The organism is Parabacteroides timonensis (assembly GCF_900128505.1).
GTDB lineage: Bacteria > Bacteroidota > Bacteroidia > Bacteroidales > Tannerellaceae > Parabacteroides > Parabacteroides timonensis.
Genome location: NZ_LT669940.1, coordinates 988,618 through 1,001,076, shown reverse-complemented (window position 1 = coordinate 1,001,076; position 12,459 = coordinate 988,618). Strand labels below are relative to the sequence as shown.

Genomic DNA, 12,459 nt, shown 5'->3' with positions numbered 1-12,459 from the left:
GCCTTTTTTTTAACCACCAAATATAAAACGATATTTTTTGCGCTTATTTCATTATAAAATGAAAGCACAAGCACAGATGAATCTATAATTCATTACCTAAAATACTTTTTCAGATGAATCCGTTTACTTAAATTCTATATTATGTACTAATAGGATAACACCTATACAGTCTGTCGGGGATCTTTTATATCCGGGTTCAGTCTTTACTTATTTATAATCAGTTTATCAACCTCTTTTCCATCCTGATCAAGCACCTTTATACTCAGTTTATTATTTTGAGCTTCAGCTTTCAATACCGTATTATTGGAGTTTACAATAACTGGAAATTTCACACCGTCCTTGGCTTCATTCCGTATATATCGATGAAGATGCCCACAAAGCATTATATCGACACCGGCATTATTCAATAACGGGATGAACTTCTCAGTCACTTCCTGATCGCCATGCCAACCTCCAAACGGGGGAATGTGACAAACAACAACTTTAAAAGGAGCATCTTTATATTCCTTACTTTCAAGCACCTTCTTCAACCACTCGGCTTGCTCGGTACGGTACTCATCATAGGCATTTATTCCGGAATATTCTATATCGGAATCCGGCTTGTCCTCTCCGGAATCCAAAATAACAAAACATACCGGTCCCTGACGGAACATATAATAAATATGATCTTGTCCGGGTGAAAAATAATCCTGAAAAGCTGTAGCAAAAGAACCGCGCGTTTCATGATTCCCACGCGTATAGTACATCGGCAACTCCGAAGCAAACAGTTCTGTAGCCTTACTCATAAATCCGTCGAAGATCTCTTTCTCACTATTGAAAATAGAAACCATATCACCATTGAACAAAAACAGATCAGTAGTCTTTAGATCACAATAAGAAACCAGTTTTTCCAGCATATCACTCTTACCATGTATATCGTTTACCATCGCAAAATTGACTGATTGCCGATTATGATCGCTTGTTTTAAAAGTCAACGGTTGCTTCCCGTATACATCGGTAGCCGCCACATTTCCATAAATAACCTTCCAACCGACATGACTTAACACTTCCTGTGAATAAATACGGTAACGATAACGTGTCCCGGGCTCCAAATCTTTCAGGTGAACGGCATGAACAGTAGATGTCTGCTTTATTCCATTTTTCGCATTGAATGTTTTAGACCGTTCAGTCTGATAGAAATGTGTTCCGTCATCCGGTGCCAACTCCACCCAACCAATGGATGGTTTATTGACAGTCCATACTATGCTCACTTCATTTTCACCTAGATTTTGCAGATAAGGAGCATGGGTAATCCTGATATCCTCCTGAGCAAAGACCGGAATAACAGCTAACAGGCAAAAGAGAAAGAAAAGATTGATCTTATTCATGGTATATCTTTTTAAGTTATTAACAATCTCGTTTACAAAGATACATTCTTCAACCGTTTTGACAAGCTAGTAACGGGAAAGAAAAAGCGGCAACCCAGAACATGCCGGATTACCGCTTTATATCGCAAGATGTTTAATATTTATTTATCGTACCAATTATTAGTTGTTTTCAGGACGAAGTTTACGAACAACAGCACCTGCACGCCACATTTCGCTGTCGCGAAGAGCAGCCAGTTCTTTTTCAAGACCTTCACGGTAGTCTGGCTTACTGTTTGTATCGATAGAACGCTGTGCTTCGTTACCACAGGCAACTTCGCTATACAGTTTCTGGAATACCGGTTTTGTAGCATCGTGGAACGGGCCCATCCAGTCTAAAGCACCACGCTGTGCTGTAGTCGAACAGTTTGCATACATCCAATCCATACCGTTTTCCGCGAATAAAGGCATCAACGACTGAGTAAGTTCTTCTACTGTTTCATTGAATGCTTCAGAAGGTTCATGACCGTTTTCGCGCAGTGTTTCGTACTGAGCAAGCAGTAATCCCTGGATTGCACCCATCAAAGTACCACGTTCGCCAGTCAGGTCAGAATATACTTCTTTCTTGAAAGTTGTTTCGAACAAGTAGCCTGAACCTACACCGATACCCAATGCGATTACGCGATCCCATGCCTTGCCTGTTGCATCCTGGAAGATTGCGTAGCTTGAGTTCAAGCCACGGCCTTGCAGGAACATACGACGAAGTGAAGTACCCGATCCTTTCGGAGCAACCAGGATTACGTCTACATCAGCAGGAGGGATGATGTTTGTACGTTCTTTATAAGTAATACCGAAACCGTGAGAGAAATACAAAGCCTTACCCGGAGTCAGGTATTTTTTGATACGCGGCCATACTTCAATCTGCGCGGCATCTGAAAGCAGATACTGTATGATTGTTGCTTTTTCGCAAGCTTCTTCGATATCGAACAGTGTTTCGCCCGGCACCCAACCGTCAGCAACGGCTTTTTCCCAAGTCTTACCACCTTTACGTTGTCCTACAATTACGTTAAAACCGTTGTCGCGCAAGTTCAGGCTCTGGCCGGGACCTTGTACGCCATAACCTATCACGGCGATAGTTTCATCTTTCAATACTTCTCTTGCCTTTTCCAACGGAAATTCTTCGCGGGTTACTACGTTTTCATCAACACCGCCAAAATTCATTACTGCCATTTTCTTTTTACTATTAAAATGAATGTATATAAAATAATTTATTTCTATGTGATGGGCGGGCAGCTCCCGCCCCTACGGTTATGTCCAGGTGACAGCAGCACGGCTGATGGCTTTGCCTTCGTGACAGATGGACATGTTGTATTTGTCCGGAGATATCTCTTGGTTGTGAAGGGTTAGCTCCATACCGTACTTTCCTTCAGACTGATAAGCTATTTCGAAACGGCTTATCTCTTTTTCACGGAACATACTGATATCGAACAGGTCGAGCAAGTGTTCCATGTACTTGATACTGTTCAGATGTCCATTCACATCGAGGTCGCTGTATTTCACACGATAGGGCTCACCGGGTACCTTGTTTTCTACCGGGGAGATCTTACCGGGTTTCTCGATCGGACAGGGACGGTCGGTGACATAAGCACTCAGCCCTTCTACATCGAGCAAAGTCGGACGACGGGTTTCCACATCGATAGCCGCCCAGATGGAACGGGCAAAGCCGAATGTTTTACCTTCGCCATTCACCAGTTCGAAACAACGGCTGGTAAATAACTTTCCGACTTCATCGACCCAGGTATATAAGGTTACGGACTCGGACATAGCCGGATAGGAAGTCATTTCGATTGCCAGACGGGAAAGCACCCATGCGGTATGCCTTTCGGTCATGTCGTTATAACCGAAGCCACGGTCGGCGGCATGACAGGAAGCGGCGTGCAGCAAATAAGTTCCGATCATCGGAATAGTGATGCGACCCCGAAAGTCCATCAGATAAGACTCGGTTACGAAATGAAATTCTCCTACTTTGTTCTTCTCCATACTCTTCTTTTTATAAGGGACGAAGTCCTTCTGTTTGTATTAATGTTTATCCTGCAACTTCTTTTCCATCGAGGACAGCATATCGCTCAGGCGCTCTACCTTACTCTTCGTAATCGCAACACGGCCGGAACGGATGAATTGCAACACGCCGATCGTCTCACTCAGTTCTTTGAACAAGGCTTGCGTTTCATCATAATGACCACTCTTTTCAAGTACGACACAGCTCTCGTTCATTTCGAGGATGCGGGCATTATACTTACGGATCAGATCTTCTACCGTACCCATCTTGATAAAGAGTTCGGTGCTCAGTTTGTAAAGAGCTATTTCCTGGTAAACCAGGTCTTCATCCGTATTATAATAGGCTTTCAGAATATCCACACGCTTGTCGATCTGTTTAACGACCTTATCGATCATATCCTCGTCGGCAAAGGTAGTAATTGTGAACTTATGTATTCCCTTTATGGCGGAAGGAGAAACAGAAAGCGTCTCAATGTTCAGTTGCCGGCGCGTAAAGATAACGGTTATCTGGTTCAGAAGACCTACTGTGTTTTCTGAAAAGATAATAACGGTATATAATTTTTTCGTATTCATAATTGTTCCTCCTTACTTAGCACCTAAAATCATATTCGTAACGCTTCCTCCGGCCGGAACCATCGGATATACCATTCCACAGGTTTCCACGTTGGCAACCAACAGGTAAGCGCCGTCATGGTTAAGCATTTCTTCTATTGCACCGTCCAGTTCTTCACGGCTGTCGACAGCGCGTGAAGCAATACCGAAAGCCTTGGCTATCGCGACAAAGTCCGGATTTTTCATGATGGTGTTCGAATAACGTTCCTGGAAGAACAATTCCTGCCACTGGCGTACCATACCGAGGAAATTATTATTAAGAACGATGATCTTCACATTCAGTTCTTCCTGCATGATGGTTCCCAGTTCCTGGATAGTCATCTGGATACCACCGTCACCGGTAAAGAAACAAACCGTACGGTCGGGAGCACCCAGTTTAGCTCCGATAGCAGCGGGAAGACCGAAGCCCATCGTACCCAGACCTCCTGAAGTGACCACACTACGGGTTTGCTTATATTTGAAGTAACGGACACCCATCATTTGGTTTTGACCTACATCGGTAACCAGGATAGCATCATTGCCGGTTGCTTCGGATACTTTACGTACTACTTCTCCCATCTTCAACTGACCTTCGGTAGGGAAAAGTTCCTTACGGATCACTTTTTCTTCTTCTTCCTTTTCATCCGGCTCGAACTCGGCATTCCATTCGGGACGCTTCCGTTCTTCCAATAAAGAGGTGATCATCGGAATGGTGTGTTTTGCATTTCCCAATACCTTTACATCAACAGGTACATTCTTTCCGATTTCCGAGTTGTCGATATCCAGATGGATAATTTTTGCCTGCTTGGCGTAGGTCTTCAAATCGCCGGTTACACGATCGTCGAAACGCATACCGATAGCGATCAACACATCACATTCGTTTGTCTTCCGGTTGGGCCCCACATTTCCATGCATACCAAGCATACCTTTATGTAAGGGGAAGTCGGAAGGAAGTGCCGACAATCCTAACACGGTCGAACCGGCAGGTATATCGTTTTTCTCCAAAAAGGCTTTCAATTCCTCTTCTGCCCCACCCAGGATAACACCCTGGCCTACCAGGCAGAATGGTTTCTTTGCACTATTGATCAGAGCGGCAGCGGCTTCAATACGTTCCTGTTTGATATCCGGCTCCGGCTGATAGCTGCGTATATAATCAACCTTTTCGTATTCATAATCCACCAAACCTACTTGTGCATCTTTGGCCAGGTCAAGTACTACCGGACCGGGGCGTCCCGTCGATGCGATATAGAAAGCACGGGATACGGCCCAGGCTATTTCTTCCGGCTTACGAATCTGATAGGCCCATTTAGTGATTGGTTGTGTAATACCGATTACGTCGACTTCCTGAAAAGCATCGGTACCTAGCAGTGGAGACGGAACTTGTCCGGCAATTACAACCATCGGCGTACTGTCCATCAATGCATCGGCAATACCGGTAATGGTATTTGTTGCTCCTGGTCCGGAAGTAACCAACGTTACCCCCACTTTACCGGAAACGCGGGCATATCCCTGAGCCGCATGTGTCGCACCTTGTTCGTGGCGTACCAGAACATGTTTCAATTGATCTTTATAGTCGTATAAACTATCGTATATAGGAATTGCCTGCCCGCCCGGATAACCGAAGATAGTATCTACTCCTTCAGCAATCAGCGCTTTCAGCAAAGCTTCCGAACCGGTTATCTTTTGTTTATCCATCTCTTTTCTAATTGACAATTGACAATTGAGAATTGACAATTGAATGTTATTATTAATGTTTCCTGCTTATTATGTCTTTTACTTTTTATAATTGTCAATTGTCCACTGTCAATTGTCAATTACTCTAACACCGCCTTTATCGGCCGAAGCAACCATCTTGGCGTATGCCTTCAGTGCTTTCGATACCGTACGCTGGCGGAAAGGAGGTGTAAAGGCTTTCGGTCCGCGGGCTTCTTCTGCCTGGCGGCGTTCTGCCAGTTCGGCATCGCTTACCTTTACGTTTATGGTTCTCTCGGGAATATTAATTTCAATAATATCGCCGTCTTTCACTAAGCCAATCGCTCCGCCTGCAGCAGCTTCGGGAGAAATATGTCCGATTGACAAACCTGATGTTCCACCGCTGAAGCGTCCGTCCGTGATCAATGCACATTCTTTTCCCAGGTGTTTACTCTTTATATAAGAGGTCGGATACAACATTTCCTGCATACCCGGTCCACCCTTCGGACCTTCATAGGTGATAACGACGACATCGCCGGAGACGACTTTGTCTTTAAGGATGCCCTCGCAAGCGGCATCCTGCGAATCGAAAACTTTTGCCGGACCTGCAAAACGGAAGATACTTTCATCTACCCCTGCTGTCTTGACAACACAACCATCCTGCGCTATATTTCCGTAGAGAACAGCCAGACCACCGTCTTTTACATAAGCATGTTCCACATCACGGATGCAACCGTTTGCACGATCCGTATCGAGTTCCTTATAATAGCTTTCCTGTGAACCGAGCACCAGGTTGAAACGGTGTGCCGGAGCACTTTTGTAAATATTGATTGCTTCTTCCGTTACATTTACGGATGTGATACAATATTGGTCGATCGCCTGCCCCAGGGTCAGTCCGTCCACACGCTTCACCGAATCATCCACCAGGCCGGCTTTTACCAATTCATTCATGATACCCATGATACCTCCAGCACGGTTCACATCTTCCACATGATAGGAGCAGCTTGGAGCCACTTTACAGATGACAGGAGTTTTACGGGAAAGCATATCGATATCTTTCATGGTGAAGTCAGCTTCCGCTTCATGAGCAACAGCCAATAAGTGAAGGACTGTATTGGTAGATCCTCCCATTGCAATATCGAGCGACATCGCATTCAGGAATGCCTGACGGGTGGCAATACTACGGGGCAATACAGAATCATCGCCGTCACGATAATATTTGAACGCATTATCCACGATCATTTTAGCAGCCTTCTTAAACAGGCGCGTACGGTTGGCATGCGTTGCCACTACTGTACCGTTACCGGGAAGAGCCAGACCGATCGCCTCATTCAGACAGTTCATCGAGTTAGCAGTAAACATACCGGAACAACATCCGCAGGTCGGACAAGCCGAACGTTCAACCTTCTCAACCTGTTCATCGCTTACAGAATCATCGGCAGCTTCGATCATCGCATCGATCAGGTCGAGTGCGCGTCCGTCCAGATTTCCGGCTTCCATCGGTCCCCCGGAAACAAAGATTGTCGGGATATTCAAGCGCATCGCAGCCATCAGCATACCCGGAGTAATCTTGTCGCAGTTACTGATACAAACCATCGCGTCAGCCTTATGGGCATTCACCATATATTCTACGCTGTCTGCAATAATGTCGCGGGAAGGAAGAGAATAAAGCATTCCGTCGTGTCCCATGGCGATACCGTCATCGATAGCAATCGTATTAAATTCTGCGGCAAAGCAGCCGAGTTTTTCAATCTCCGCTTTCACTTGTTGTCCGATCTCGTGCAAATGCACATGTCCCGGGACAAACTGGGTAAATGAATTCACGATGGCTATAATCGGTTTGCCGAACTGTTCTTCTTTCATGCCGTTGGCACGCCACAAAGCACGGGCTCCCGCCATGCGTCTACCCTCTGTGCTATATGAACTTCTTAACGGATTCTTCATCATATCTGTTTTTATCTTTTAGTCAATAAAAAAGCCCTTCTCTATATGGAGAAAGGCTTAAGAATATATCATTTACGACTTCACAACTTCTTACACACCTTTCTCCTTACCTACTAATGACTAGAAGGACCACCACGAGAATAATATGTAATACATTGTTCATCATCTTTTCTTATCGTCTTTAATTTGTTTGACGCTGCAAATGTAGAACAATAATTTATATGAGCAAAGGATTTAAAAGAAAAATCTTGCTTTTTCTTTCATTTATCAAGGAAAGAGATGGTTCATCTTGCATTTTAACAGAATAAATTCTTCCAACAGAACTCTCTCATAAAACAACAATTCTTTATTTCGAATATAACCCACTTCATAGCTTTCACAGATGATTTCTTATTCTATACATAATAAATCCATCAACCAATAATTCACCTATATTTTATCTTTCCTGCCATTTCCTTTCGAAACAAAAATAATAGATATCTAATTTCAAACAAAATGTTAAAGTAAATGCATGATGAGAGGCCGGACGAATAAAATGCTCTGTATTTTCCCTAAAATCTAATATTTACCAGACAAGCCTTGAAATCGTTTAATTTCACAGAACCATTTACAGTATATTTATTATTTTGTCCCAGTATATCTCTCATAACTTCAGAAAATATACCGTGAGGAGACGAACGTTCCCATCTTGCTGAAGAAATAGGAACCACAAAGTATGACAAGAAACTTACCTCCTTTGTCCTAACTTTTTTCTGAATACAGAATATGCTTAATAAAATCACAATAAAAAACAGCCGAAACCTCTCATCATATTGCATTATTTCATTTTCTCGGTCAATTTATAAATCTCGCAAGCAGCCATTAAGAATCCCCCGGTTCCATAAACCTGAGTCATTCTTTTTTCTATTCGCTTGGGATCTTGCCCGACAGGTTGAACCCAACAGACTTTTCCCTCTGTATCGACAGATGCAACAAGAGCCTCCCAACCCTTGAGAATTACGGGCAAATACTCTTCTTTCGAAAGATATCCCTGATTAACACCATAAGTCAAAGCATAAACAAACAGCCCCGTACTACTAGTCTCTGGATCTGTATAAGTTTCAGTATCCAACATACTTGCACGCCAGAAACCATCTTCGCACTGCAATTCAGCAACACGGCGACTCATTTCACGGAACAAATTCAAATAGTACGGACGATATTTTTTATCTTTCTCAGGCAATGTTTTCAGTATCTCGGCCAATCCTCCCATGACCCAACCATTGCCACGTCCCCAGAATACCTTTTCGCCATTGGCTTCCCGTTTATCCAGATAATTGCCATCACGGAAAAACAGCTTTTCCTCTTTATCATACAGATGTTCATAAGTGGCCTTAAACTCTTTATCCGCAAATTTCATAAAGTCTGCATTTCCCGTAATAGCATACAGACGGGAATAGACAGCCGGAGCCATGAATAAGGCATCGCACCACCACCAGCGGTCGCTATGTCCTTTCGTGATATCAATGTTTCCTGTCGGCTGATGTTCGATTACCCATTCAGCCCGTGCCAATGTTGGAGTCAGCATATTTTCTTTCTTAAATCTGACATACATATCCAAATAAGCCTGGGCAACACAAATATCATCGGCATTATACATCCGGTTTCCAACCTGCCAGTATTCTTTATTGAAGACTCCTTCCAAATATTTGAAGTACTTATTATCACCGCTCAACTCAGCCCAGTCGAACATACCGTTATATAACACACCATTACGCCAGCCACGTGCCACATTGCTACTGAAAGGAGCCGTCTGGTAATCACGAACCTGCCAGTCTGCCACTTGGGTTGCAACTGTTTTAATAGCTTCTTTATTCAAACTATTATCAAACCCTTTCGCCTTTTGATTTACTCTAATCGCACAATCATAAGCCCGGAAGCCCGGATATTTATAATTATACATCCACAACACAGAAGGCTGATTTCCCGAATGATTGCGAACAACGAAAGGACGGATATTATCCCGTTCGGAATCTTTTGTCAGCGGTTCGGAAATCCAAGAGTCTTTGTCGTTTCCGGTAAACGTCCATTTCTCAATTTCAAACACATTATTAATAGGCCGTGAAGTATAAACAACAGACGGGTTCTCATGATCCAGATAAACGCCTCCCGAATAGTTTTCTTCCGTTTCCAGATAATTCTTATTATTGTAGTCGTTACGCATAAAGCATTGAGCCGCATCAGTTATCTTGTAGTTTTTCCATTCAGAACCTGTCCAGCGAGCATACCAATAAGAATGAATACTCCGGCCATGAGAGAAACGAGCATATACCAAAACTGGATTTTCCTCTTTATCAAACGCTACATCCCATATCCAAGCTTTATCAAATGTTTTAGTTGCATCATACACTTTATCGGTCTGGCTAGGCATTACCGGCTTATCAAAACTTTCTGATATAACCTCTCCATTCGCCTTGCATAACTTGCCATTCTTATACATCATAAAATAGATGGAATTAGTAGCTCTATCGCGCGGATGCGCATCTGTAAAGGCAAAAAAGATTTTGTTTTTATGGTTGGTCGTTACTTTCATATAAGGACGTCCCTGCTCCCCATAGATAGTATCATTAACAACAATCGTTACCGGATTACTCCATTTCTTAAAATCATCGGTAAAAACGAAAGTAGGTTTAAAATTACGCCCTCTGAAAAACAAATAAGTACGATTGCTTTCTTCAGACAGCATAGCTGCATTTGTATAACAGACTCCTAATGAGCCTGGCATTTGCGGGTCAATATTCTGCAGTTTGCCCCAGGAGCGAATGTCTGCCGGCTTTTCCGTAATAGCATAATATATCGGAGAATTTTTGGTGCCTCCATGAGCTGAGAAATATAAAACCAATCGCTTGTCAGGCAAAGCCATGATAGATGGATTTGCATGGTCATCGTAGTCGAATTTGTCACTTAGTTTAAACTGTTCCTTCTCCTGGGTATCCGGATTATAACTAAAAGCCCAGATACTTCCCTCCTTGTCCACGAAGCCGCCAAACATTTTGTTATCAACATAAATGGCTCTCGGGTCTGAAAACCAGCACCACGCTCCATCATTTGTGATAAAAGCATAATCTTCTGCATAGGGAGGAATGTCCCAATTTCTTGTCTGTGCCGTCAGATATTTTGACGGCACAAACAACATCACAAGCTGTATCAACAATACAAGTCTTTTCATCTTTTTTATTTTAATAAGTTACCATCCAGTATTTTGTCCTAAACTCGGATTCAAGTCGCGTGCATCCTGTGGGATAGGCCACACATACATGTGGTCTTTCCAAACACGTTTTTCCATGAAGATATTCTCTCTCTTGCCTGTTTCTTCATTTCTTATGGCAAAACCATACATATCTCCACTCTTCACCTGGTCGCAAATTCTCCAACGAACAATATCATAGTAACGCAAGCCTTCGTAAGCTAATTCTATGCGACGTTCGTGGCGAAGTTTTTTTCGCATCTCTGTCTGTCCTGCCATGTCGATATGAGGCATTCCTGCTCTATCTCTAATCTGATTAATCAAAGCTCCAGCCTCCTGCAAATCTTTATTCAGTTCAATCAAAGCCTCGGCCCTCATCAGCAATACATCGGCATAACGCAACAAAGTTATATTTTTATACGCTTTTACACGGTCTGCATTCTCACCTGTCATATCCACCCATTTGGTAATCACATAACCAGTACTCCAAGGTTTGTTTTTTATATAATCCAAGCCGTTTTTATCAGCCGGGTCGAATACAAAAGTGGTTACACCATTTTTCTTCCATTCCCAGCCTGGAGTAACTACGGTCGATTTCAAACGAGGGTCTCTGAATTCATATTCGCCATACAGTCCTTCTGTCTCTATGGCTTCTCTTGCTTCAGCATGCTTACAGCCCAAAGATTTACAGTCGGCAAAAGGATGTCCTTCAATGCATTCATATTCATCCACCATATTTTCCAGGGGCATTACACGCCCCCAACCGGCATAAGGCGATGCACCTGCCGATAAATTACGATTCAAATCGTGTAGTTTCAATGGATTTGAATATTGAAATTCAAATATAACTTCCTTGTTATTTCCATCCGCCTGCGGTCTGAATAAATCTTCATAAGAAGGATATAAAGCATATTTTCCACTTTTCATAACAGCGGAAGTATGTTCCAACACTGATTCATAATCTTTCTCATACAGACAAACACGAGCTAAAAAAGAACGGACCACCATTTCATTCACACGTCCTGTATCTTCTGTTGGATTTTTTTGAATATCAATTAACGCTTCTTTCAACTCCTGCATTATAAAGCTTAGAACCTCTGCTCTTGGAGTACGTCCGGTTTGCTTCGATTCCTCTACTGTTAATAATTTTGTCACCAAAGGAATATCGCCAAAGTAGAACATCATATCATAATAAAGAAATGCCCGAATAAAACGAACCTCTGCCGTCATGTGAGAATAGACGTCTTCAGAAAAATTCTCTTTTGATTTCTCAAGACCTTCCAATACATAATTCAGTTGAGCGATATCTGCATATTTCCATTCATTCTTTACATTATCAGAAGTAGCCGTCAATGAGCCATCTCCCATTGCATTTTGGGCACGCCAGATAGCATTATCCGAATAGCCATCCCGGTAAGGGACAATCTCATGATCAGGTAAAAATGTATAACAATTGTCTACCATCATTTGAGCCTGACTGGCATCCTGCCACCAGTTCTCATCTGATATTTCATGCAAAGGCGGCATATCTAAAAACGAATTACAACTAATTCCATTACAAACCAAGCATACAAATAATGCATATTTTATTATTTTTTTCATACC

The 12,459-nt window shown here is 42.8% G+C and carries 8 protein-coding genes; all 8 read right to left on the bottom strand.

Annotation, left to right across the window (positions count from 1 at the left end):
* Positions 1–203: 203 nt before the first annotated feature.
* Positions 204–1,367, bottom strand: a complete 1,164-nt coding sequence (locus BQ7394_RS04585; RefSeq protein WP_075556286.1) for a purple acid phosphatase family protein — start codon at positions 1,365–1,367, stop codon at positions 204–206.
* Positions 1,368–1,526: 159 nt separating this feature from the next.
* The gene (gene ilvC, locus BQ7394_RS04580) at positions 1,527–2,573 is read right to left on the bottom strand and encodes a ketol-acid reductoisomerase (protein ID WP_075556285.1); all 1,047 of its coding nucleotides are present in this window, start codon (positions 2,571–2,573) and stop codon (positions 1,527–1,529) included.
* Between the two features lie 78 nt (positions 2,574–2,651).
* Complete coding sequence (locus BQ7394_RS04575) at positions 2,652–3,383, bottom strand: acyl-[acyl-carrier-protein] thioesterase (RefSeq protein ID WP_075556284.1); 732 nt, start codon at positions 3,381–3,383, stop codon at positions 2,652–2,654.
* 39 nt (positions 3,384–3,422) lie between these two features.
* Positions 3,423–3,974, bottom strand: coding sequence for an acetolactate synthase small subunit (gene ilvN / locus BQ7394_RS04570; RefSeq protein WP_075556283.1), 552 nt, complete (start codon positions 3,972–3,974; stop codon positions 3,423–3,425).
* Between the two features lie 12 nt (positions 3,975–3,986).
* Positions 3,987–5,687, bottom strand: a complete 1,701-nt coding sequence (ilvB, locus tag BQ7394_RS04565; RefSeq protein ID WP_075556282.1) for a biosynthetic-type acetolactate synthase large subunit — start codon at positions 5,685–5,687, stop codon at positions 3,987–3,989.
* A gap of 108 nt (positions 5,688–5,795) precedes the next feature.
* Positions 5,796–7,628 (bottom strand): dihydroxy-acid dehydratase, encoded by a 1,833-nt coding sequence (gene ilvD / locus BQ7394_RS04560; protein WP_075556865.1) that lies wholly within the window; start codon positions 7,626–7,628, stop codon positions 5,796–5,798.
* An 817-nt stretch (positions 7,629–8,445) separates the two neighbouring features.
* Entirely contained in the window at positions 8,446–10,836 is a 2,391-nt protein-coding gene (locus BQ7394_RS04550; RefSeq protein WP_075556280.1) for a glycoside hydrolase family 88 protein, read from the bottom strand.
* Between the two features lie 18 nt (positions 10,837–10,854).
* Positions 10,855–12,456 carry a RagB/SusD family nutrient uptake outer membrane protein gene (locus BQ7394_RS04545; protein WP_075556279.1) on the bottom strand — a complete coding sequence of 534 codons (1,602 nt, stop codon included), beginning with the start codon at positions 12,454–12,456 and terminating at the stop codon, positions 10,855–10,857.
* Positions 12,457–12,459 lie beyond the last annotated feature (3 nt).